This window comes from Dyadobacter sp. UC 10 (genome assembly GCF_008369915.1).
In the GTDB taxonomy this organism is placed as follows: Bacteria; Bacteroidota; Bacteroidia; order Cytophagales; family Spirosomataceae; genus Dyadobacter.
The window spans coordinates 3920409-3944338 of record NZ_VSRN01000001.1; the positions used below are offsets into that span (position 1 = coordinate 3920409).

The following is a 23930-nucleotide window of genomic DNA, read 5'->3' on the forward strand; positions in this document are numbered from 1 at the left end:
TTTAACACCAGCATTACCCCGATATGAAAAATTACATCACTCACGACGAATGGTGCATAATAGAAGATGGCTTCCATCCTGCATATAATGAAATAACAGAAAGCCTGATGAGCCTTGGGAACGGCCGGATGGGCCAGCGGGGCAATTTTGAGGAACGATATACAGGTAAAACGCTACCTGGAAACTATGTGGCAGGCGTGTACTTTCCGGACAAAACAAGGGTTGGCTGGTGGAAAAACGGCTACCCGCACTATTTCGCCAAAGTACTGAATGCCTGCAACTGGATCGGGATCGACGTTGAAATAGATGGCGAAATGCTCGATCTGCATACCTGCGAAGTGGAGGAATTCAGGCGCGTACTTGATATGCAAAAAGGAATACTCGAACGTATTGCGACGGTAAGATTGTCTGGAAACAGGCGAGTCAGGATCCATTCAAAGCGCTTTTGCAGTATGGCTGATGATGAAGCCGGGGCGATCAGTTACAGTATTGTGCCGCTCAATTTTTCTGGAAGTTTTACAGTAACACCTTATCTGGACGGCAATATCAGGAACCGGGATGCTAATTATGATGAATCGTTCTGGAATGAAGTAGCGGCTGAAAACGTGCACTTCGGGGGCTGTCTGGTGCTGGAAACGAAGGAAAATCCTTACGGGGTAGAGCAGTTTCGTGTCGCGTCGGCGATGAAATTTGAGGTGATCTTAAATGGAAAGCCCGTTGATTCTGTCCAGGAAATCAGGAAGGAAAAATATGTGGGGGCGAAGGTAGAGGCAGAAGTCAAAGAAAATGAAATCCTCACAGTTTACAAGTACGGAGCCAATTTATCCTCCTCGAATTATGCTGCTGAAACCCTCCTAGGGGCTGCCAGGGCATATGTCCAGCGTGTTTTTGAAAAGGGCTTTGATACAATGTATGAGGAGCATCTGGCAGCCTGGGCTGAAAAGTGGGCTAAAAATGATATTACTATTGAAGGAAATCCAGCCGCCCAGCAGGGTATTCGTTTCAATATTTTTCACCTGGGGCAGACTTACACTGGCGAAGACGAGCGGCTGAATATCGGACCAAAAGGATTTACCGGTGAAAAATACGGAGGCAGCACTTACTGGGACACAGAAGCCTATTGCATTCCGTTTTATCTGGCAACAGCTGAGCAGAAAGTTGCGCGCAATCTGCTCGTGTACAGGTATAAACATTTGCAAAAAGCGATCGAAAATGCGGAGAAGCTCGGTTTTACCGACGGAGCCGCATTATACCCGATGGTCACGATGAATGGCGAAGAGTGTCATAATGAATGGGAAATCACCTTTGAAGAAATACACAGGAACGGAGCAATTGCCTACGCGATTTATGATTACACCCGCTACACAGGCGATGAGAGCTATCTGAGTGAGTTCGGTCTCGAAGTATTGATCGGCATTTCCCGCTTCTGGAAGCAACGTGTCAACTGGTCGGCGGAGCAGGAGAAATATGTGATGTTGGGTGTTACCGGGCCAAATGAGTACGAAAATAATGTGAGCAACAACTGGTATACCAACTACATTGCCGCCTGGACGCTGCGCTACACGCTCGAAATCATCGGAAAGCTCTGGACAGAAGATTCCAGAAAGCTCAACGAGATCATTCTTAAAACCAATTTCAAGCTGAACCAGGAAATGGCGGACTGGAAACACATTGTCGCCAATATGTATCTGCCTTTTGATGAAAAAAGGCAGGTATACTTACAGCAACAGGGGTTTCTGGACAAGGAAATACTGACAGTAGAAGACATTGCAGACCAGCGGCCGATCAATCAGCGGTGGTCCTGGGACAGGATTTTGCGATCCTGTTTTATCAAGCAGGCGGACGTTCTGCAGGGCTTGTATTTCTTTGAAGACGAATTCGATCAGGATACGATCAGGCGTAACTTCGCATTTTATGAGCCGATGACCGTTCATGAATCTTCACTTTCTCCCTGCGTACATTCAATACTGGCGGCCGGACTTGGTTTAAAGGAAAAGGCTTATGAGATGTATGTCCGCACCGCGCGTCTGGATTTAGACGACTACAATAATGATACGGAGGATGGTCTGCATATTACATCGATGGCCGGAACCTGGATGAGCATCGTGAAAGGTTTCGCAGGTCAGCGTGTAAAAGACGGGATCCTTGTATTGAATCCTTATATACCGGAACAATGGAAGTCCTATTCTTTCCGTCTCGGTTTCCGGGGCTGCTGGCTTAAAATATCAGTTTCGGCTCAGGGTGTGCATGTTGAGAACACTTCCGGTGCCGATTTGACGATGATTGTAAAAGGGAGAAAATTTGTCCTGAATGCGCATGCTTCACTGTTGATTTAGTCGTTTTAATATTTCTTGAAAAAATGATATAATACCGAGGATTTACCTTTCGGTTAAAGTAATAATTGTAATTCTGACGCAGAACTCGTAGGTTACGACTTTTTGAGCCATTTTATTTGACTATGGTACAGAAAACCTACTTACTTGTTTTGTCAAGTATATGGCTGATGCTGACCTTGTTAAGTCTTGGGGAGGCTACTGCTCAGGAGTTTGGTGAATGTCAGAGATTGGTCAAGGATTTGCTGCCGGTTTTTAACCGTTCGTTTGAAGAAAACAATCCTGCATTGTTAAGGGAAAAGTCATATCAACGCGGCATTCGTGAATTGCAGGCGGCTTATTCCCTATACCATAAACATGCTTTTGAGCCGTCTGATTCGGTTCAGCAGATGAATAACGAGGCAGTGATTCTGGCTCTGCTCGGGAACTATCAAAAGGCTTTTCATATCATGGAAGACCTAGATCTGAATGATCAGGAACCCCATTTCCGCTATAACAGAGGGCTTTTTGCTTTGCTTTCCGGAAAGTATGACGCCGCACGCAATGATTTCGGTCAGGCCGCGGGCGGTACCCATGCGAACCTGAATACTATCGTAGCTTTCGGAAAGCAAAAGAAATACAGTGAAGCAGCGGATTTCGCAGCCGGAAACTCTTCGAAAAACAGCGGAGGGAAGTGGAATTATAATCTGGGAATGATCCACAAATACAGCGGACGGACGGAGGATGCAATTGAAGAAGTAACTGCGGCGATCAGGCAAAAAGATGAAATGGCTTACCGGCTGCAGCGGGGAGATATGCTCATGCGGACAGGGAATGAAAAGCGGGCTGTGAAGGATTTCGAAAAAGTGGCGCGTACGCACCCGAAAGCGCAGATCAGATATGCGAATGCATTGCTTTCGCTCAACCAGTTTGGTGCTGCCAAAGCTGTTTTTTCTACCTATCTCGAAACGGACGACCGCACCTTCAGAGGCGATGCTTATCTTGGCATGGCGCATTCCCATTATGGCTTAAAACAGATCAGTGAGGCGCAGCGATACTATAAGCTGGCTTCCACACTGAAAAGGGAAACACCCGCCCTGCAATCAGGTATCGCCAATACTCACCTCTCCAAGCGTGAATACCAGACAGCTTTCACACTTTTCGACAGGGTCATCAAGAAGGATTCGACGTATTTGCCTGCCTATCTCGGCCGTGCCGTTTCATATTATGGGCAGCAGAAATACGACCTGGCTTTAAAGGATTTTAAGAAGGCGGAAAAGGCGCTGGACGAGCATAACCGGTTCTTTGCCGACCTTTTTGTGACAAAAGCATTTTCGGAATATTACCTTAAAAAGACCAGCGAAGCGCAGGACGATTTTCAAAAGGCAATCAAACTAGACGCGACGAGATATGAGGCGCTGGCAGGTATGAGCGGAATCATGATCGATCAGAAACGGTATTCCGAAGCAGGTACTTTCCTGTCAAAAGCGCTTCAATACGAACAGGGTTACGATTTGATGTGGAGCAACTACGGGAACTTATTGCTGCACTTCGATATGTATAAAAAAAGCTATAACGTATTCAAAAAGGCGGTTTCACTGAACCCTTCCAATGTCAACGCGCAAAATGGCTGGGGAGTCGTCTTGCTCGAAAACGATCAGCTCGATAAGTCGATGGCACTTTTCGATAGCCTCGTACGGGAAAAGCCAGACCTGCCTTTTTTACATAACAACCACGGTATCGTTCAGGCTTACATAGGTAACCGGCATGATCAAAAACACCAGGTTAATGAGGCCAATGCACGTTATGACGGAGCGTTTGAGGATTTTAAAAAAGCCATGGAAGCAGCGCCTTCTCGGAAGTTTTACAATGTAAACCAGGGGAATGTATACCGGTATCTCGAGAAATATGATGAAGCTAAACTGAGCTATCAGACTTATCAGGACAAAAGTGCGCTGAATAATACTGCGGTTATGTATGCAGGCCAGGAGCGGATCAAAGACGCCAAATATTATCTCGGCGTAGCACTGCAAATTGACTCCCTGCACCGGGTATTTCAATATAACATGACCGTACTCGCGAAGGGCAAGCAGAAGGAAATGATGCGGCTTGTCGCTTCCGCAGATGAAAACAGTCCTTTTTCAGACATCGGCATCAAGTATAGCAGGGACGGGTTCGTAACAATCTATTTGTATGATTATGAGTATGACGTGCTCACTTTCCCCGGCAGGCATTACATGCCTTTGCCGGTTGCGGAATACAAAGAAGATTACTTCATTCCGGAATATGATTTCAAACTGATTGCTTACGGGAAGAAGAAAAACGAAGGTGAGAAGAAAAAGCGGGTGAAATACCGCAGTCAGAAAGTAAAGCTGCCTGGTTCCAGGAATAGGGCAGGCACCCGTTGTCCTGTGCTATTTTGAGCAAACAGGGTCAAAAATGTGGTCAGAATGAGTCTGTGAGAAAAAAATTCTACGCCTTTCCCATCGGTCATCCCCAGGTAATGTAAAATTTTCTACTATTTTATTGCTGTAGCTGCTCTCAGGGCCGCATTTCACCCCTGTGCTGGGCCAGGATATTTTTGATCTCTACGAAACTGATCGGTTTATCCAGAAAATAATCTGCACCATTCCGGAAAGCTTCGTCCCGCAGGTTGGTCATCGCACTCATAGTAACCACAAATACTTTCTTGTCCGAATGTATACTCCTGATTTTTTGAATCTCGCCAATGCCTTTTCCGTCGGGTAAGTTATTGTCGATGAATATCCAATCCGGTTTCATCTGGGCAATACAGGCCATTCCTTCGTTTAAGGACGCTGCTACTTTAATAGCCGTTTCGGGTTCCCTGATATTAAGTTGTCTCACTAGAAAATTGCGCATCAATGCTCCCAAATCCCTTTCATCTTCAATAATTACAATCTTCATAGCGCTGTGTCGGAAATATAAATTTAGTCATCAATAGCGGAGGTGCCTGGTTTTACAAAAACTCTGTGCATTACGATTTGGGTTACAAATGCAATAACCCTGCCATTTAAGTGCCTAAAAAAATGCTTTCCGCCAAAGCGCCTGTCGAATGAATTCAATGCTGTCTGGTCGTCGCAAAACTTGCGAAGCTTTTCCGCTATTTAGGAATTTTTATTTACATGTTGAACCAAACCAAGTGATGTTCATTAAATCGTATCGTATTGATTTTTAATGGTTTGTGTTAATATGTTCGGAAGGGTATCATTTGGTACAGGATTTTTCCTGCCTATTGAAAATGATTGATCACGTTAAAGCCAAAGTTATGTCAGGTAATAAAGTTATTTTAGGTATCGTGTCAGCTGCTGTCGTGGGAGCAATTATCGGATTACTTGTTGCACCGGAGGATGGAGCAAAAATGCGGAAGAAGATTAAAAGGAAAACGAACAGTCTCGCCGGAGACTTGATCGACGCTCTTGAAAAGAGCAAGCAAAGTGCTAAAGATGCTGCTGACAATCTAAAAGAGGAAGGCTCGGCGCTCAAAGACGAGGCTGTAAATAAGGCCGCAGAGTACACCGATACTGCAAAGCGGGAATTCAACGATTTTAACTAAAATTTGAGTGGCCGGATCCAATTGTTCCGGTCACTACTTTATCCCATCAACATGGAAACGAACATCGATCCCCCAGCGGATCAAAAGCCGAAGAGCACGGTAACAAATACAGTTGAATACTTTAAAGAAATGCTCGCAGCAGGAGCGCCGGGTGCCGCGGGGCAGGGATTAGGAATTGGCGTAGGCGCAGTACTTGCCCGTACCGCGCTGAAACGATTACCCGCACCTCTCAACTTTGTTGTCCCCATGGTTGTAGAAAAAGTAATTTTGAAACACGGCGTCGAAGAAGGTCGGGAACTACTCCTGAAAGGTCTGAGGTGGGTCAAAAAGGCAACCGATGAAACGCCGGAAGCAGCCTCTTAAATCACGCTGTGTCGTTTATTTCCAAACCCTTCGCCCGAAGGGTTTTTTCGTTTTATCGGGAACATCTTGCGAGGGGATTTTTTACCACCTGCGTATTTACTGAGAAATCGGCAAGGCTTTTGTTAGTTACTTAATTGTCTTTTTATTCGGGTCTCTGACGGCGGATGTACAAATCGCACTGTAATAAGTTTTTTCTATCATTAAGAGGGAGCCGGTAAGTCGGAAGAAAATCGGATTTTTCGAGCGGCGATCCCTCCATACTTATGATTATCAGGCAAATATATTTGCTGCGATGCCAAGAAAATACTAAGCTTGACAGCATCTGTCTTCAAGCTTTCAGTCCGGGCCGCCACGTCGTTAAATGGGAATTGAAACCTGACGAATAGCACCGACCGTGTAGAGTGTCTCTACATTCTGAATTATAATACTCAGTCTGTGGAAATAACTACGCAATCTTTGCGATCGTGGCTCCTACTTACCCGAAGATTGGATAAAGAATCGTAAATTTAAAGCATTAAGAGAACTACCATTTTACCCTTACTTGCTCTATGCAAAGACAGACGCAGACGCAAAGGCAGACCTTAAAATACTCTCCATTACAAATCCAGATGCTGAATTTGCTGCATTTGACGACGATGGAGCTTGAACAGAGAATCAAAGAAGAGTTAGAGGAAAACCCGATTTTGGAAGAGGGGAAGGAGGAGAATGCAGCAGAAGAAACTGCCGACGAGTTTCAGGATCCGGCAGATACAGGGACAGGGGAGGATAATTCCGTTCAGGATTATTATGATTGGGACGAGTTCAGGGATGACGATATACCGGATTATAAAACCTACGCAAATAATCAGTCGGCCGACAATGAATTGTATACGCGTCCTATGGTGGAGTCGATTTCATTCCGGGACGACCTCAAACAACAGGTTCATTTTCTTAGATTGAATGACAGGCAGCAGCTCATTGCGGATTTTGTCCTGGATTCTTTGGATGAAGATGGCTTTCTGAGACGTGATAGTGAGGTGATTGCGGATGATATTTCGTTCGCCAACAGCATGTTCATCGATACGGAGGAAGTGGATGCAATGCTTAAAATAATCCAGCAACTGGATCCCCCGGGCATTGCGGCGAATGATCTGCGTGAATGCCTGCTCATCCAGCTGAACCGTATGGAAACCCAAAATGACACGTGGAAATCGGCTTACCGGATCGTTTCAGATGCTTTCGACGAGCTGGGTTCGCGGAATTATGACAAGATCATGCGCATTACGGGCCTTGATGAAGAATGCCTGAAAAAGGCGATTCAACTGATCACAACCCTGAACCCGAAACCTGCTTCTGGCCTGCGCAACGATTCCATTGTGAATGAAAGTATTAAGCCGGACTTCATGCTGTGGTATACCGAGGATGGCGAGATCGAAGTGCAGCTGACATGGGGAAATAGTCCTGCTCTGAAATTGAGCAAGGTATTTACCCAAATGGCCGAGCAAAAGAACGACAAGGCCACGAATCAGTTCCTGAAAAATAAAATGAACTCTGCAAAATGGTTTATCGACGCCATCAAGCAGCGGGAGAATACAATGCTTAGCACGCTAAAAGCGATTGTCAGGCTCCAATACGATTATTTCCAGTCGGGGGATGTCAAAAAGCTGCGACCGATGATCCTCAAAGATGTTGCTGAAATCATTAGTATGGACATTTCAACGGTATCCAGGGTTACTACAAACAAATATGTGCAGACACCTTTCGGGATCGTGCTGCTGAAAGACCTGTTCACGGAGGGTGTCACCAATGAAGACGGTACCGAAGTGTCTAACAGGGAAATTCAGGAAGCGATCAGGGAAATCGTTGTTGCAGAAGATAAAAGACATCCGTATAACGACCAGCAGATCACAGATATGCTTTCGGAAAAAGGATACTCGGTTGCGAGACGTACAGTAGCAAAGTATCGCGAGCAATTGAATATACCCACGGCCAGACTGAGAGTGACTATTTAAAATCAACTATATTAAGCCCTAAAAACCTGCATGAAAAAAATTGTTGTTGTTGACGATGAGGCAGATATTTGTTTTCTGTTGAAGAGATTTTTGTCGAAGAATGATTTTATAGTAGAAACAGCACAAAACGGGAAAGATGGTCTGGCACTGATCGAATCCATATCGCCCGATCTTGTAATGACGGACTTCCGCCTCGGCGATATCACCGGAACCGAGCTGCTTACTGCCATCAAAGCGAAACGTCCAAACGTGCCTGTGCTGATCATAACGGGCTATTCAGACATCAAAATCGCTGTAAGTGTCATGAAACTGGGCGCTTACGATTATATTACCAAGCCACTTTTTCCAGACGAAATATTGGTTACGGTGAAAAAGGCTATTGCCGATGCAGAGTCCTCTCAGAACGAAGAGCAGGAATACACCGCAGCGGCTTCCTCAGGCTCAGCATCTGAAACGAACCCCAAACCTGCCAGAAAGATGAATCCGCGGACGAAAGCGGGTTACATTATGGGTACAAGCGAAGTTTCGGATAACCTTTTCCGGCAGGTCGACCTGGTGGCCCCTACCAATTTCAGTGTGATTATTTATGGAGAAAGCGGCTCTGGAAAAGAGGCGATCGCTCAGGAAATACATAACAGATCGCGACGGAAAGACATGCCTTTCGTAGCAATGGATTGCGGTGCGATTTCGAAAGAATTGGCGGGTAGCGAATTGTTCGGGCACGAAAAAGGATCTTTTACAGGTGCGCTTAATACCAAAATCGGGCATTTCGAGCTTGCAAATGGGGGTACCCTGTTTTTAGATGAAGTTTCCAATTTATCCTATGAAATCCAGGTTGCACTTTTGCGGGTAGTACAGGAGCGCAAAATGCGACGGATCGGTGGTTCTAAGGAGATTGAGCTGGATGTCCGGATCATCGTTGCCAGTAACGAGCGACTGCTGGAATCGGCTAAAACCGGTAAGTTCAGGGAAGATCTTTATTACCGTTTCAACGAGTTTACGATCGAAGTGCCGGCCTTACGGAACAGAAAAGACGACCTGATGTTGTTCGCGAATGCATTTCTGGAAACAACCAATGCCGAACTGAGCAAGAATGTGAGTGGTTTTTCTGAGGAAGTAAAAAGCGATTTCCTTAACTATTCGTGGCCAGGTAACCTTCGGGAGATGAAAAATGTGATCAAAAGAGCAACATTACTTTCTGACGGAGATCTGATCGAGGAAAAGTCACTGCCTTTTGAAATCGTAAATTACCGTAAGCTGAAAGATCTCGATGAAGAACCAGCCGCAATTGCACCCGCCATTTCCGGAATTGCAGAGAATGTGGACGCAGACGAGTCGAAGCCCAGTCTGAAAACGGTAGCCAACGAAGCTGAATATGACATGATCATGCAGGTTCTGCGCGATGTTAATTTCAATAAAAGTAAAGCGGCCCGTTTGCTGAATATTGACAGAAAGACGCTTTATAATAAGATGAAGCAGTTTGATATTTAGTGGGGTAAAGGACGATGCAGGATGAATAACAAACTTATCAAGGTGCTTCTCGTTGATGACGATGAGGACGATTATTTCCTGACCAGAGAATACTTTAATGACCTTGTCAACTGGAAATTCGATATTACCTGGTGCGCGACATTCAGGGATGCTGAAAAGGAAATCAGAACCAAAAAATACGATTTATACCTGTTCGACTACCTGCTGGGGGAAAGTACGGGTATCGACCTGATCAATCTTGCCTGCCAGTTCGAATGTGAAGAGCCTATTATTCTTCTGACTGGTAAAGGTGATACCAAGATAGCCGTAGAGGCATTGCGGCTGGGCGCTGCGGATTACCTCATCAAAAGTGAACTGGACGCGGAAAAACTGGAAAGAAGCATTAGATATGCTCTGGAAAGGACTTCGGTTTTGAAGGCGTTAAAACACAGTGAAAGAAGATACCGCCGCGTTTTTGAAGAATCAAACGATTTTCTCTTTATCAGTGACCTGGCAGGCAACATCATCGACCTGAATGCATCGGGCAGTGTGATGACCGGGTACGCGGAGGACAATCTCAAACTTCGTAACATCCTGGACCTTATCGAAGATCCAAATTTCAGTGCGCTTTGGAACAACATCAAAGACCACACTATTCACGATCACGAGGTGCGGCTGCTTACGAAAGACGGGGAAAAGAAGTACTGTCTTTTCTCTGCATCGGTTGAAGTGGATGATGACCATCCGTACATTCAGGGACGTTTGCATGATATGACTGCCAGGAAGCAATCGGAACGGGAGCGTTTGTTTTCAGAGAAAATGGCCGTTACTGGTCGCCTGGTACGTATGCTCGCCCATGAGGTCCGCAACCCGCTGACGAACGTGAACCTCTCTGCGGAGCAGCTGGAAATGGAGCTGACCGATGAAGATCAGAAATTTTATACCCAGATCATCAAACGTAACTGTACGAGGATCAACGATTTAATTTCACAGCTTTTGCAGCCTTCCACTTCGACGGATATTGAGCTGGTTCATAACTCGGTGCATGCTGTGTTGACACAGGCAATCGGTTCGGCACTCGACCGGGTACAATTAAAAAGAATACAGATCGTCAATTACTTCGCAGAGGAGGAACTGGCTATTCCGCTTGATCCGGTTTCCCTTGAAATGGCATTTCTGAACCTGATCACGAATGCGATAGAGGCAATGGAAGAGGATAAGGGTATCCTCCGGATATTTACCAGAAGTCAGGGCGACAGCATTCAGGTGATTTTTGCCGATAATGGTTCCGGCATCAGCGAGGAACATGTGGAAAAAATATTTGAACCTTATTTCACGGGTAAGAATAATGGTATGGGGATCGGTTTATCTACAACGATGAGCATTATCCACGCGCATCACGGGCGGATCGATGTGCAATCCGAAGTAGGAGTAGGAACGACGTTTACCATTACCTTCAAGCTGAACGCCCTTCCACAGGAGGTGCAAGCATGACCCAAGTGACAAACTCTTAAAAGACTTTTCGCGCCGCGTATAAGCCTCACCGCTAGTTTCTTTAAGCCGGATTGCTCCGGCGATTCCTTCAATCAAAGTGATTTCTCAGGATCGCCGGAGTGACGGGCCGATCAGGTTGCATAAGCAGTTTTGCTTTTTCGGTTAAAAAACCCGTAGATGATCGGGAATATCAGTAAAGTAAGCACGGTTGCTGTAATCAATCCGCCGATAACGACAATCGCGAGTGGCTTTTGCGTTTCAGACCCTATACCGGTTGAAGTCGCAGCGGGTAGCAAACCGATAGCTGCCATCAATGCAGTCATGACCACGGGCCGGATACGCGCTTTTACCCCTTCCCGGATCGCATCGTCGAGTGGCATCCGGGCTGACAGGTTTTTATTGAATACCGAGATCAGGATCACACCATTTTGGACACAAAGGCCAAAAAGCGCTATGAAACCCACTCCGGCCGATATCCCGAAGTTCATATGCGTGACGTGCAAAGCAAGTATCCCACCGATCAGCGCAAAAGGGACATTGATCAGCACGAGCCCGGCATCTTTCGCATTGTTGAACATAATGAACAGCAGGATGAAAATCCCGATCAGACTGATTGGCACCACCTGTCCGAGCCTGTCTGTGGCGCGCACCTGATTTTCGAATTCGCCAACCCACTCTACGGAATAATCTTTCGGGAGCTCAGTCATTTTTTCACGTACTTTCCGCTGCGCTTCTGCAATGGTACTGCCCAGATCGCGGCCACGTACAGAGAATTTTACACCGATAAAACGCTTGTTATTTTCCCGGTAAACAAAGGCCGCACCAGTAGTCGTACGTATGGTTGAAATCTCTTTCAATGGAATCTTTCCACCCGACATTGTTGGTACCATCAGGTTTTTAATGTCCTGCTCGTCGCGGCGGTAATGTTCCTGGTAGCGCAGCCGGATATCGAATTTCCGTTCGCCTTCATATAAGATGGAGGCAGTTTTACCGCCTATCGCCATCTCAATTACTGCCTGGGCATCGGCGGTATTAACGCCGTATTGTGCCATTTTGTGATCATGCAGGATTACACTTATTTCAGGCTGACCGATATTCCGGATCAAGCCTAGGTCTTTAATCCCGTCTACATCTTTGATTGCCTCCATGGCTGTATTTGCATATTTTTCCAATTCTTCCAGGTTACTTCCAAAAATCTTGATACCGTTGCTGGCCTTGTAACCGGCCACTGCCTCCGCTACGTTATCCACAATCGGCTGCGAATAGTTGTAAATCACGCCGGGATAGTTACTAAGTAGCTTGTTCATTTCATCTGTCAATTCTTCTACACTGATTTTTCGCTTCCATTCCTTTTTGGGAAGCAGGTCTACCTGAAATTGACAGAAATAAAATCCGTTCGGGTCGGTACCATCGTTGGAGCGCCCAACCTGAGAAAGTACCTGTTTTACTTCGGGAAATGTGGACAAATCTTTACGGATATCACGGGACATATTTACACTCTCGGGGAGCGCCATGCTCATTGGAAGCTCTGCCGTAACCCAGAGTGCGCCTTCGTTGAGCTGGGGAAGAAACTCGGTTCCGAGCCAGGTAGCCGAGAAAAGTGAAATGCCCAGAAATCCGGTCGCTGCCAGCAAACTGATTTTTTTGTGGTTATAGCACCAGTTAAACCCACGCGAAATGGTAGTGTCGAAGAAATTAACAACCGGATTCTTTTTCTCACGGACATTTTTGTTTAATAAAAATGAACAAAGAACGGGTACCAGCGTGAGGGTGTAGAACAGTGCGCCCAGCAATGCAAAACCAAGTGTATAGGCCAGCGGACTGAACATTTTCCCTTCTACTTTCTGGAAACTGAATATCGGTATCAAAGCGGTAATGATGATGAGCTTGGAGAAGAAAATGGCTTTTCCCAGCTCCCCGCCCGTTTTTTTGATCAATCCAAGTTTTGACAGCCTGTTAAATCGCGCCATGCCATTCTTGTGCGCCAGATGATCGAGGGCTACAAAAATACCCTCTACCATCACCACGGCCCCATCGATGATGATACCGAAGTCGATCGCCCCCATTGAAAGCAGGTTGGCCGACATTCCTTTCAGGCGCAGGCAAGTGAATGCAAATAATAGCGCGAGTGGGATAATGATCGATACGATCACTGTTGTACGCCAGTCGGCCATGAAAAGGAATACGATGACGGTCACCAATACAATGCCCTCGATCAGGTTATGCTTTACGGTATTCGCGCAAAATTCGATCAGGTTGTCACGGTCATAGAAGGTAACCATTTTTACATCCGGAGGCAGGACCTTCGTGTTTAATTCGCTGATCTTTTCTTTGATCCGCCCCAATACCTCACTTGGATTTTCACCTTTTCGCTGCACGACGATCCCTTCTACTACATCATCTTTCTTACCTAGCCCCACTTGTCCAACCCGTGGCAAATCCGACTCCCGGACATCAGCCACGTCTTTCACAAGGACTGCATAACCTTTGACGTACTCTACGATAATGTTCTCGATATCAGGGATAGATTCGAGCAAGCCAATCCCGCGCACTACATAAGCCTGCGCATTTTTTTCAATCACATCCCCACCCACATTCACATTGCTTTTCGTAACCGCTTCGTAAACTTCCAGGGGGGTAATGTCATATTTGGCGAGTTTGGTTGGATTAACCTGTACTTCATATATTTTCTCCCTCCCTCCGAATGCAACCACGTCGGCGACGCCCGGAACACTGCGTAACTGGCGGTCTATTACCCAGTTCTGCAAGGTGAGCAGTTCACGGCTGTCGCGATCTTTGCTTTCCAGGGTATACCTGAAAATCTCTCCCGTCGGGCCGTAAGGTGGCTGCACTTCGGGGGCTACGCCATCGGGCAGCGATACGGTTGAAAGCTGGTTATTCACCTGCTGCCGCGCGAAGAAATCCTCTACATCATCATCGAAAATAATCTTGATAACCGACAACCCGAACATGGTTACACTGCGCACATTTGCCTTGCGCTGGACAGAGTTCATGGCAATCTCAATCGGCTGTGTTACAAAACGTTCTATTTCCTCGGCACTCCGACCGTTCCATTGCGACACAATGATGATCTGGGTATTGGTAACGTCCGGAAATGCTTCCAGCGGCGTACTCCGGTAGCTCACTACCCCGGCGACAACCATCAGCCCGGTGAGAAAAAAAATGAAAAAGCGGTTCTTAAGGGAAAATCCTACGATCCCCCGGATGAATTTATTCATGGGTTAATGAATGATTGAATGATCGAATGACTGAATTGTGAATGAGTGAATGAGTGAGTTTGTGAATGAGTGAATTGTGATGGCTCAGTCATTCACACATTCGGTCATTCAGTCATTGCATTATAAACCAGCAGCTGATTCTTAGAAATAACTCGCTCTCCTTCCCGCAGGCCGGATGTTACGTAGGCGCGGTTGGTGAGGACGCGGTATACGTTGATGGGGCGGGCTTCGATCTTGCTGCGACCATTGAAAACCATTACCCAGTTTTTGCTTCTGTCGAAAATGATCGCTTTGGATGGGATCGCCTGCATTTGGCTGCCTTCTTCGAAATTCAGGCTTATTGTTGCGTGCATTTCCGGTTTGAGTTTAAAACCAACATTTTGCAGCTGAATGCGGATTTTCATCGCTTTGGTATCAGGGTCAAGCACATTATATATCTTGTCCACTTTCCCCTTAAATACCTCGTCCGCAAAGCTGATCGTGCGCACCTCGGCCGTCATACCCAGTTTAATCCTCGGAATATCGCTCTCGTTGACATTGGCCATCACCCACACATCGGCGATCTGGCCGACCGTGAAAAGGCTTTCTGTATTGTCTGACCTCAGCTGCATGCCGCGGTTGACATTTTTGTCTATTATAAAACCGTTGATAGGGGATTTGACTGTGTAATTCGTAGATTTTCCCAGACCATAAATCGAGAAAATCTCTTTGATCCTGCCCAATTCTGCTTGTGCCTTATCAACCATCTGGCGTGCGGATATGACGTCGCGTTCGGGTACCAGTTTACTTTCAAAGAGATCTTCGGTCGAGGAAAGGTTTTTCTGCGCTACCAGCAGATCCGATTGTGCCTGAATCATTTGCCGCTCCAAATCAGCTACTTCACCCGATCGTATCACGGCCAGTTTCTGGCCTTTGCGAACATTATCACCCAGCTCCACATCTACTTCTTCCACATTTCCGCCCACAAGCGGGTAAATTTTGATCACCTGGTTTTCGTCCGGGACCACTTTGCCGATCAGGGTCAGTTCGTTGCGTACAGCTTCCGTGCGAACAGTATCGAGCGTAATGCGGCTCATCATGGTATCGGAAAGCATAAATGCCTTCGACTCCCGGATTTCCTCCTTTTTCTTTTCGCAGCCGGTGATACCGAGTCCAGCGAATGCAAATGCCGCTGCACAGACTATATTTTTCATCATGGATTGAAATGGCCAGGCCGTTTTTGAATGTTGATATTTGTTATTTTCAATTGAATAGCTCTTCACCAACCACATAATTCAGCTCTTCGTAGACTTTAATGCGGTCTGCTTGCAGGCGGTTGTACTCCTTAATGCTTTCGTTGTAGGTTTCGATAAAATCGATGAATTCGAGGAGGGTTATGTTTCTTTTCTGGAAGTTGTCGTAAATGCCGGTGCTGAGTAATTGAAACTGATCAGAAAATTGACTTTCTACGCTCTGATATGCTTTGTCGGCGACACTGACTTTTTGAATAGCGGCATTTACTTCATTCGTAATGCTGTTTTGACGTGCATTTTCGGCGGTTTTATAGTAGCCGATACTGCTTTTTGCCGCCCGGATATTGCCCTGGTTCCTGTTGAAGAATGGAAGCGAAATAGAGGCGTTCACACCAAAGTAGTTGTTGACATAATTGCTGGCCTGGTCGTAAATCGCTCCCACCTCGATATCCGGCACTGCGAGCGCCTTTTGTAAAGTATAGTTAAGCTCCGCTTCCTTGGTTTGCGACTGGGCCACTTTCAAATCAGCGCGACTTTGCAATGCTTTTTCCTGTAATGCAGCTGGTGTATAGCGATCGAGCTGGTATCGGAGGATATCTGAACTGTCAACGACCGATTTTACAGGCTGGTCAATGCTCAGCAGGGTACGCAGGTCGCGCTGGTTTTCCTGTAACTCAAAAAGAATGTCTGCCCGGTTGTTGGAAAGCTGGAACAGCAGAGCTTTGAGGCGCACGACTTCTTTGAGCGAAATATTTTTACGCTCATATTCCTTCTGAAATGCTGTTACCGTGCTGGTAAGCGTATTGATCTGGTTGTCATACAGCGCGACTGTCTGCTTCAGATAATAGGATTCGAAAAATATCTCCCGAAGCTCAAATTTCAGTGTGCGCACCAGGTCAAAAAACTGGTACTCGCTTTTACGCGTCGATTCCACATCCAGCGCCACTTGTTTGTTTCGCTTCCCTGCACGGGTAATCATTTGTGAAATGGTAAAAGCCTTCTGACCATTCCTGCCGACATCGAAAGCGCCCCTGGAAGGGTTGTAGGCACTTATTTCAACACCGAATGTGGGATTGTTCCAAAGCTTATCCTGCACCTCAATGGACTTTGCGATATCGATCTGATATTTTTCCGCTAGCAGTGAAAGGTTATTCTGGAGAAAAAGGCTGTCAGCCTGCCTGATAGATAGATTGAGGGTGTCCTGTGCGTGTAAGCTGTTCGCCAAAAATATGAACAGCCCGATCATGTAAATTCGCATATTTTCTGTTTTAGAATGATGCGATATTCGGACGGCAGTATTACAGCAGGCTTAAAATAACGTTAGAAAAAAATTAGAATGGCAAAATAGGGGCGCAGCAGCTTTTAAACGTGGTTTAGCTGCACATTAAATTCACTTCCGACGCCCAGTTCGCTGCTGGCCGAAATATTCCCGTGATGGAGTTCGACGATGCGCTGACAGATTGAAAGGCCTATTCCAAAGCCTGGTTGCTCGGCTGCGGAGGTCGACCGGTAGAAGGGGTCAAAGATATTCGGCAACTCGGTTTTATCGATCCCGATCCCGTTATCCTTCACTTTTACGGTGCAGAATTTTGAATCAGTCGCGATGATAATCCGGGCATGGCGGTCGGCGGAATACTTACAGGCATTATCGAGCAGGTTGACGAATACACGTTTTAGCAGCTCCTCATTTCCTTTCACTACCGTTTCGTTTTCATTTTCCGGAATGCGCTCGTAGTCGATATCTACCCGGTATTCTGGATGAGTTGTAAGCAATTCGTCTTTCGCCACAAAAACGAGATCTTCGATATGGATCGAAGTCATTTTGAAATTGGTGGAATGCTCGTACGACCGCGCCAGAAATAGCAAACTATTGGTAATGCTGATCAGCCGCTCGGTATCAGAAAACAGGTTGCCGAAAACCTCTTCCAGGTCTGCATTATTTTTTGTAAAACGCTGACCCAGTTGTATCTCGGATTTGAGCGCTGCCAACGGAGTACGAAGCTCGTGGGAAGCGTGGGATACAAAGCTTTTTTGCTGCTCAAACGCATTGTTTAGCCTGGCCAGTACGGTATTGAAATTGATGGCCAGCTGCGCGATCTCGTCCTTTCGGTCGCCTTCGTCCAGTTTTTGAGATAAATTCTGCGCCGTAATCAGCGATACCTGCTCATTGATCCGGCTGATCGGCCGCAATGCATTCCCGGCGAAATAGATACCCAGCCCCACAGTTACCGCAATGCCAGCAAGCAAGCCCCATCCCAGTGTGTGTCTCAGATTGGCGAGCTTGCTGTGTCCAAACGTATCGTAGGCCGAAGCCAGCACTACCAGCGGCTCGCTTTCGTCCTGGTAAAGCAAGCCGATCACCTCGTTTTCGCCCTGGTGAAATTCGATATACACTTTTTCCCTTACCTCGTCCAGCAGAGAGGATTGGTAGGTGATGAGTTTATCGTCGACGCTGGAATAGACCATATCGTTATTTCGGTCGAATATCAAAACCTTCTCATCGAGCATTTCGGACAGGGTATTCTGGTCGATCGCTTTGAGCAGGTCCTTATCTATCCCTTTCACTTTGACGAGCAGCCGGCAGGTTGTCTGAGCGCGGCTTTTCAGGCGGTCATAAAATTCTTCCTGTCGGTAATGTTCGGAAACACTGTAAATAGCGAGTGAAAATAATAGCAGTACCGCCGCCACCAGTAGCGTAAATTGCAATGCGATACGTTCCTTTATTTTCATATCTATCAACTATTCTTCTTTCATAATATAACCCATTCCCGGCCGAGTATGAATTAGTTTAACCGAAAAATCCTTGTCTACTTTTTTACGTAAATAATTGATATACACTTCCACTACATTTGTCCCCGGGTCAAAATTGAGGTGCCATACATGCTCGGCCAGATCCATTTTTGAAACAACCCTTCCTCTGTGCTGCATGAAATATTCAAGCAATGCAAATTCCTTTGCAGTAAGTTCGATCGGGTTACCGGCCCTTTTTACCTGCTTGGTTCCCAGGTTCATTTCCAGGTCTGCAATCTTTAATATCTTGTCGGTGGATTCCGGATTATTTAACTCTGATATTCTGAGAGAAGCGTTGATTCTGGCCAGTAATTCTCGGAAATCAAATGGTTTAACTATATAATCGTCAGCGCCTCTGTTCAACCCCTCAACTTTATCCTCGATCTCTCCATAAGCGGTGAGCATGATAATGGGAAGTGCGGGTTTATAAATCCGGATCTGCTGACAAACCTCATAACCGCGCATGCCGGGCAAATTGACGTCCAGCAACACCAGGTCAAACTTTTTTTCCAGTGCGAGCTGCTTACCGGTAATGCCGTCGTATGCAATTTCTGTTTCAAAATTTTCGGCGGCAAGCCCGCGGAAAATATTTTGAGCGATCCTGCGGTCGTCTTCTACAATCAGTATTTTTTTCATAAGGAAGCAATTATAGATACTCCGGCTGCACTTTTAGCGGAAGTTTCAAAGTATATCTTTGGGTAAAACTTCCGGCTCGGCAGGCGTTTGAAAAACGATGCCGTGATCGAGCGAGTGGATGATCGCTTTGTTACTATGCGCAAAATAACATGTATCAACGCCTAAATCCTGTATATTTTTTAAAAGCGTGGTAGTCAGTGCCTTGCTGCGTTTTCTGGTTTGCCGGATATAAACAGCCCGGATATTGTCAGGAAATTCCCGGCATATCTCTTCATAGATTTCGGGATCCTTCTGCGAATCATCACCCAGCAATATAAATTGTAGTTCAGGATAAAAGTTAATCACATTATGGATTTTCCTGAGCTTGTGCAGGTGCGAGCCGCCGCCTGTCATCACGAAATCGTCGAGGCCGGATTTGATTTTCTTTAATTTTAAAACCGCTTTTGGTAAACCGTTCAGTTCGGCGAACCTGACAATCATATCATACAAGTTCCATTCGCTGCTTGACACATAAAAAAAAATATTACTGTCTTTCTGGGGGTGAGTCCTGCTTGCGAAAGAGAGCAGCTGGTAATGTTTGACTACATCGTCGAAAGGCTTCCTCGCCTGTACATTGCGCGAAAGCAGCAGGAACAGTTTTCGGAACGAGCGGCGGCTGTGGGAGATCAGAAATGTATCGTCAATGTCGGAAATCAGTCCGTAAGAACTTTTATATGGGACAAAAAACTCTTCTGTGCTGGTTGCGTGGAATTGCTTTCCATTGATTTCATCGTCCACGGTCACTTCGTAGGTATGCCAGCCACTGGGCATACTTTCGACAAAAGGAACCTGAAACCTGAAATAGCCATCTGCCTCGGCGGTAGTTTCCGCCGTGAGGTTGCCCACTTTTAGAAAAACTTTCAGAAACGGGATAGGCCTAACAGAGAACAGCTCAATGATGGTCCGGGCATACCGAAAGCCGCTACGCGTGTATTTTCGATCACCTGAGGGATATTTTTTTACGATATGTCCAAATACGACCAGTTCCTTTTTATTCGCATAACCGCGATACAACTTTAAGTCACAACGTTTCATAACTATCTTTAACCCACTTAGACTTTGGTCCCTAATTTAGCCAATATGTTTCCAGAACGAAAAGTTTTGCTGGTTGTTAATCCGATCTCCGGAGATGTCAACAAAGACGTAATTTTTGAAAGAGTAATAGAAAAAACGGGCCAGGAGGGATACGATCTCCGCATTTATACCACAACGGGCGAACGGGATCTGGATATTCTCATGGAAATGATCACGACGATCAGGCCGGAACGGATTCTCGTGGCGGGAGGCGATGGGACGATCTCACTGGTCGCGCAAGCAGCCTTTGGTTTAGATACGATCATGGGCATTATCCCCGCGGGTTCTGCCAACGGGCTATCAGTCGATTTTGGCCTTTCAGGTTCCATCGACCAGGCTATTGAAGTTGCTTTTGGTGACAATGTCATGCATATGGATGCTGTTTCTATTAATGGAGATATTAGTTTGCATTTGAGTGATTTGGGTTTAAATGCACTTTTGGTCAAAAATTATGAAAACAGTGAAACGCGCGGTAAGCTTGGCTATGCACGTGAGATGCTGAAAACGCTGAGCGAGCACGAGAATTTCCTGGCGAAGATCACCGCAGGCGGAGAAGTGATCGAGACGGACGCGCTGATCGTCATTATCGCTAATGCGCAAAAATATGGTACCGGTGTTACAATCAATCCGGCAGGGGATATGGCCGACGGGCTTTTTGAACTTGTAATTGCGAAGAAACTGGATTTCATCGAAACAGCTAAAATCCTCGCGGGCAACACGGATTTTAACCCGGAGATCATGACTGTGATTTCTGTAAAAGACGCTGTGATCGAGTGCATCGATAAAGAAGCACATTTTCAGATTGATGGGGAATACAAGGGCATGGTGAAGAAAGTGGAGGCGCATATCTTGGAGAAGTATATTAAAGTGGCGATAGTCTGACTTGAGAACCATCATTGCTGGTGCTTGCGCCGATGTTGGTGTTGTCACCAACATCGGCGGAGCGCCCCTCTGAGACTACATTAAAAATCGCTGCAGCAGTATTCTCCGTTCAGGAAATGCTTTTTGTGGCAAATCGCGTTACTTCTACCTTATGAAAATCGCCTTTACGATCCTTTTAAGCATGCTGGGCCTGTCGTCCGCATGTTTTGCGCAGCAGCACGAACTTTGCCAGGGGGCCTATTTTACCGAAGAACAGGGCAAAGCATTCCTGGAAAAACACGTTCCGACTTCGAAAATCGCCTGGGAAAGCCGGGCCGAGCAGATCCGTCGGCAGATCCGTGAAGGAATGGACCTGAAAACGTTGCCAGTAAAACCGACTTCGAAGCCGATCATTCACAGCAGAAAGGAAATGGACGGTTACTCGATCGAAAGTGTGGCTTTCGAGAGTATGCCGGGCATTTATGTTACTGGCAATTTATACAAACCATTAAAAAAGAAGAAATCTTACGCGGGCATACTCGCTCCGCACGGACATGGCGAGAACCCGCACGGCCGGTTTCGAGAGCAGACCCAGAAACGCTGTGCAACGCTTGCGAGAATGGGGGCGATTGTGTTTGTCTGGGATATGGTAGGGCAGGGGGACGCCAGGCAATGTGAACATAAAATGCCGAAGGCTCTCAAATTGCAGACAATCAACAGCATTCGCTCGCTGGATTTCTTACTCACCATTCCGGGCGTAGATCCTGAGCGGGTGGCGGTAACGGGTGAATCAGGTGGTGGTACGCAGACCTTCCTGCTGGCAGCATTGGATAACCGTGTGAAGGTTTCGGTGCCGGTAGTGATGGTGTCGGCTTATTTCTTTGGAGGTTGCGTTTGTGAAAGCGGAATGCCAATCCATAAAAAGGGAGAATACCAGACCAATAATGTAGAAATAGCCGCGCTGGCCGCACCCAGACCTATGATACTCATTTCAGACGGTGGTGATTGGACGAAAAACACACCCAATGTAGAGTTTCCTTTTATCCAGAGCATTTACGGTTTATACGGGAAGAAAGATAGGCTGGAAGCGGTTCACCTGCCAGACGAAAAGCATGACTTTGGCCCTTCCAAAAGAAAAGCGATGTATGCCTTTATGGCTAAACATTTAAAGCTGGATTTAAAAGCGGTAACGGATTCACAGGGAAATGTGGATGAAGAACCTGCAAAGGTCTTGACCCAAAAAGAACTTGAAGTATTCAACGAAGCCCACCCACGACCCGCCAACGCGGTAATGGGCGACGCAGCTGTTATGGGACTTTTGTAACAAATCCCATATATGATCATCATCATCGTTTTTGCCGCGATTGTATTCATTGTCCTCAGTTCCACCGTTTTCAAATTACATCCGCTCGTCGGGCTGCTGCTGGCGGCGATAGGGGTAGGCGTTTTTGCCGGACTTCCTATTGACAAACTTGCGGAAACGATTGGAAAGGGGTTCGGTGAATTGATGTCGAAAATTGGCTTAATGGTAATATTAGGCTGCGTGATCGGCGCTATTCTGGATAAATCGGGCGCGGCGATCAAAGTGGCGGATGTGATCTTAAAGCTCTTCGGCGAAAAGCGACCTGCTTTTGCAATGTCAGTAATCGGGGGAATTGTGGGGATACCTGTTTTCTGCGACTCTGGATTTATCATCTTGCATAAACTGAACCAGATCGTGGCTAAGAGAACCGGTCGACCACTGGCGGCCGTTGCGCTTTCGCTTTCAGGAGGGCTGTTTGCAACACACACATTGGTACCGCCTACTCCCGGACCCTTGTCCGCTGCCGGTAATCTGGGTATTGCAGATTCAGTGGGGCTGGTGATCTTAATTGGGTTGATCGTTTCAATACCCAGTCTGTTTCTTTCCACCTGGTTTGCGGGAAAATATGCGCGTAATGTTGAGATTGTCGCCGATGCGGCGGTTGAGGAACCTGTGATGATTCCTGAAAACCAACTTCCACCAGCGTGGAAGGCATTCATGCCGATTGTATTGCCTATTTTGTTAATCACACTTGCCTCATTTGCACGTATCCTCGACTTTCCGGAAGTTTGGGTTAAATGGCTGGGTTTTTTCGGCAGTCCGCTCGTATCATTTTTGCTGGCGATCTTTTTCAGTTATTCACTATTTGCCGAAGCTGCTGCTGAGCGCATGATGGCGTGTTTCAAAAGTGGGATCGAGCATTGTGGAACCACGCTGGTTCTGGTAGGTGCCGGCGGTGCATTCGGCGCGATATTGAAGGAAACTCCGTTGAAGGAAATGGTCAGCGTGTGGCTGCTGAATAACGAAATGTCTGGCGGTTACCTGCTCTTGATCGCATTCATTATCGCCGTATTCTTTAAAACGGCACAAGGCTCCACTACATCCTCCATGGTATTGACTACCAGTATTCTGGCGCCGTTACTCGGCTCACTCGGATTTGTCACGCCCGTGCAAATCACATTGGTTGTCATGGCAGTAGGCAGCGGCGCAATGGTCGTTTCGCATACCAATGATGCATGGTTTTGGGTAGTATCACAGTTTACAGGGATTTCAGCCAAAGACACTTACCGTACGCATACTATTTTGACAGGCCTACAGGGTTTATTGAGCTTCGTTACGACGATGGTTTTGTATTGGATACTGGTTTAAAACGCGTAGCAAAAAAAGTGCGTGAGCATATGCTACAAACGATTGTCCTTTTTAGCGGAGTCGAAGGGCGCTACCAATTAGCCTTTGTTGGTGTTGTCACCAACAAGTTCAATATGAGGTGCCGGGACAACACCGACATCGCAGATTCATAAAACAAAAATGGCGGCCAAACCGGCCGCCATTT

At 46.5% G+C, this 23930-nt stretch carries 17 protein-coding genes; 10 read left to right on the forward strand and 7 right to left on the reverse strand.

Annotated features, from left to right (window positions below):
• Positions 1 to 23 precede the first annotated feature (23 nt).
• Positions 24 to 2336 (forward strand): glycoside hydrolase family 65 protein, encoded by a 2313-nt coding sequence (locus FXO21_RS16330; protein ID WP_149641076.1) that lies wholly within the window; start codon positions 24 to 26, stop codon positions 2334 to 2336.
• A gap of 122 nt (positions 2337 to 2458) precedes the next feature.
• Positions 2459 to 4735 carry a tetratricopeptide repeat protein gene (locus tag FXO21_RS16335; protein ID WP_149641077.1) on the forward strand — a complete coding sequence of 759 codons (2277 nt, stop codon included), beginning with the start codon at positions 2459 to 2461 and terminating at the stop codon, positions 4733 to 4735.
• A 118-nt stretch (positions 4736 to 4853) separates the two neighbouring features.
• Here the strand turns inward: FXO21_RS16335 and FXO21_RS16340 are convergent, their stop codons facing one another.
• Positions 4854 to 5237: a response regulator gene (locus tag FXO21_RS16340; protein WP_149641078.1), complete on the reverse strand. Its 384-nt coding sequence runs from the start codon at positions 5235 to 5237 to the stop codon at positions 4854 to 4856.
• A gap of 334 nt (positions 5238 to 5571) precedes the next feature.
• Here FXO21_RS16340 and FXO21_RS16345 point away from each other — a divergent pair, with 334 nt between their 5' ends.
• The 5 genes from FXO21_RS16345 (at position 5572) to FXO21_RS16365 (ending at position 11204) form a co-directional block, all read left to right on the forward strand.
• Positions 5572 to 5886, forward strand: a complete 315-nt coding sequence (locus FXO21_RS16345; RefSeq protein WP_225865713.1) for a YtxH domain-containing protein — start codon at positions 5572 to 5574, stop codon at positions 5884 to 5886.
• A 51-nt stretch (positions 5887 to 5937) separates the two neighbouring features.
• A complete protein-coding gene (locus tag FXO21_RS16350) occupies positions 5938 to 6249 on the forward strand; it encodes a hypothetical protein (RefSeq protein ID WP_149641080.1) in 312 nt (103 codons plus the stop codon).
• 548 nt (positions 6250 to 6797) lie between these two features.
• Positions 6798 to 8240, forward strand: a complete 1443-nt coding sequence (gene rpoN, locus FXO21_RS16355) for an RNA polymerase factor sigma-54 (RefSeq protein ID WP_149641081.1) — start codon at positions 6798 to 6800, stop codon at positions 8238 to 8240.
• A gap of 30 nt (positions 8241 to 8270) precedes the next feature.
• Complete coding sequence (locus FXO21_RS16360; protein WP_149641082.1) at positions 8271 to 9731, forward strand: sigma-54-dependent transcriptional regulator; 1461 nt, start codon at positions 8271 to 8273, stop codon at positions 9729 to 9731.
• A gap of 21 nt (positions 9732 to 9752) precedes the next feature.
• A complete protein-coding gene (locus FXO21_RS16365) occupies positions 9753 to 11204 on the forward strand; it encodes a hybrid sensor histidine kinase/response regulator (RefSeq protein WP_149641083.1) in 1452 nt (483 codons plus the stop codon).
• A gap of 131 nt (positions 11205 to 11335) precedes the next feature.
• On the opposite strand, the gene FXO21_RS16370 is transcribed toward FXO21_RS16365, so the two are convergent.
• The 6 genes from FXO21_RS16370 to FXO21_RS16395 form a co-directional block, all read right to left on the reverse strand.
• A complete protein-coding gene (locus tag FXO21_RS16370; RefSeq protein ID WP_149641084.1) occupies positions 11336 to 14443 on the reverse strand; it encodes an efflux RND transporter permease subunit in 3108 nt (1035 codons plus the stop codon).
• A gap of 104 nt (positions 14444 to 14547) precedes the next feature.
• Positions 14548 to 15636, reverse strand: a complete 1089-nt coding sequence (locus FXO21_RS16375) for an efflux RND transporter periplasmic adaptor subunit (protein WP_149643515.1) — start codon at positions 15634 to 15636, stop codon at positions 14548 to 14550.
• Between the two features lie 49 nt (positions 15637 to 15685).
• Positions 15686 to 16933 (reverse strand): TolC family protein, encoded by a 1248-nt coding sequence (locus tag FXO21_RS16380; RefSeq protein WP_149641085.1) that lies wholly within the window; start codon positions 16931 to 16933, stop codon positions 15686 to 15688.
• Positions 16934 to 17037: 104 nt separating this feature from the next.
• Positions 17038 to 18405 (reverse strand): sensor histidine kinase, encoded by a 1368-nt coding sequence (locus FXO21_RS16385; protein ID WP_149641086.1) that lies wholly within the window; start codon positions 18403 to 18405, stop codon positions 17038 to 17040.
• A 9-nt stretch (positions 18406 to 18414) separates the two neighbouring features.
• Positions 18415 to 19101 carry a response regulator transcription factor gene (locus tag FXO21_RS16390; RefSeq protein ID WP_149641087.1) on the reverse strand — a complete coding sequence of 229 codons (687 nt, stop codon included), beginning with the start codon at positions 19099 to 19101 and terminating at the stop codon, positions 18415 to 18417.
• A 45-nt stretch (positions 19102 to 19146) separates the two neighbouring features.
• Positions 19147 to 20175 (reverse strand): App1 family protein, encoded by a 1029-nt coding sequence (locus tag FXO21_RS16395; RefSeq protein ID WP_149641088.1) that lies wholly within the window; start codon positions 20173 to 20175, stop codon positions 19147 to 19149.
• 45 nt (positions 20176 to 20220) lie between these two features.
• On the opposite strand from FXO21_RS16395, the gene FXO21_RS16400 reads away from it, so the two are divergent.
• The 3 genes from FXO21_RS16400 (at position 20221) to FXO21_RS16410 (ending at position 23746) form a co-directional block, all read left to right on the forward strand.
• A complete protein-coding gene (locus tag FXO21_RS16400; RefSeq protein WP_149641089.1) occupies positions 20221 to 21096 on the forward strand; it encodes a diacylglycerol/lipid kinase family protein in 876 nt (291 codons plus the stop codon).
• A 151-nt stretch (positions 21097 to 21247) separates the two neighbouring features.
• On the forward strand, positions 21248 to 22399 hold the full coding sequence (locus FXO21_RS16405) for an alpha/beta hydrolase family protein (protein WP_149641090.1): 1152 nt from the start codon (positions 21248 to 21250) through the stop codon (positions 22397 to 22399).
• Between the two features lie 12 nt (positions 22400 to 22411).
• Positions 22412 to 23746 carry a GntP family permease gene (locus FXO21_RS16410; protein WP_149641091.1) on the forward strand — a complete coding sequence of 445 codons (1335 nt, stop codon included), beginning with the start codon at positions 22412 to 22414 and terminating at the stop codon, positions 23744 to 23746.
• The last annotated feature ends 184 nt before the right edge of the window (positions 23747 to 23930 follow it).

Bases quoted from the DNA above. Each gene is read 5' to 3' on its own strand.
- rpoN (WP_149641081.1), top strand. From the start codon at position 6,798: ATGCAAAGACAGACGCAGACGCAAAGGCAGACCTTAAAATACTCTCCA.
- FXO21_RS16405 (WP_149641090.1), top strand. From the start codon at position 21,248: ATGAAAATCGCCTTTACGATCCTTTTAAGCATGCTGGGCCTGTCGTCC.
- FXO21_RS16340 (WP_149641078.1), bottom strand. From the start codon at position 5,237: ATGAAGATTGTAATTATTGAAGATGAAAGGGATTTGGGAGCATTGATG.
- FXO21_RS16400 (WP_149641089.1), top strand. From the start codon at position 20,221: ATGTTTCCAGAACGAAAAGTTTTGCTGGTTGTTAATCCGATCTCCGGA.
- FXO21_RS16410 (WP_149641091.1), top strand. From the start codon at position 22,412: ATGATCATCATCATCGTTTTTGCCGCGATTGTATTCATTGTCCTCAGT.
- FXO21_RS16345 (WP_225865713.1), top strand. From the start codon at position 5,572: ATGATTGATCACGTTAAAGCCAAAGTTATGTCAGGTAATAAAGTTATT.
- FXO21_RS16380 (WP_149641085.1), bottom strand. From the start codon at position 16,933: ATGCGAATTTACATGATCGGGCTGTTCATATTTTTGGCGAACAGCTTA.
- FXO21_RS16370 (WP_149641084.1), bottom strand. From the start codon at position 14,443: ATGAATAAATTCATCCGGGGGATCGTAGGATTTTCCCTTAAGAACCGC.
- FXO21_RS16375 (WP_149643515.1), bottom strand. From the start codon at position 15,636: ATGAAAAATATAGTCTGTGCAGCGGCATTTGCATTCGCTGGACTCGGT.
- FXO21_RS16365 (WP_149641083.1), top strand. From the start codon at position 9,753: ATGAATAACAAACTTATCAAGGTGCTTCTCGTTGATGACGATGAGGAC.
- FXO21_RS16385 (WP_149641086.1), bottom strand. From the start codon at position 18,405: ATGAAAATAAAGGAACGTATCGCATTGCAATTTACGCTACTGGTGGCG.
- FXO21_RS16360 (WP_149641082.1), top strand. From the start codon at position 8,271: ATGAAAAAAATTGTTGTTGTTGACGATGAGGCAGATATTTGTTTTCTG.
- FXO21_RS16395 (WP_149641088.1), bottom strand. From the start codon at position 20,175: ATGAAACGTTGTGACTTAAAGTTGTATCGCGGTTATGCGAATAAAAAG.
- FXO21_RS16330 (WP_149641076.1), top strand. From the start codon at position 24: ATGAAAAATTACATCACTCACGACGAATGGTGCATAATAGAAGATGGC.
- FXO21_RS16350 (WP_149641080.1), top strand. From the start codon at position 5,938: ATGGAAACGAACATCGATCCCCCAGCGGATCAAAAGCCGAAGAGCACG.
- FXO21_RS16390 (WP_149641087.1), bottom strand. From the start codon at position 19,101: ATGAAAAAAATACTGATTGTAGAAGACGACCGCAGGATCGCTCAAAAT.
- FXO21_RS16335 (WP_149641077.1), top strand. From the start codon at position 2,459: ATGGTACAGAAAACCTACTTACTTGTTTTGTCAAGTATATGGCTGATG.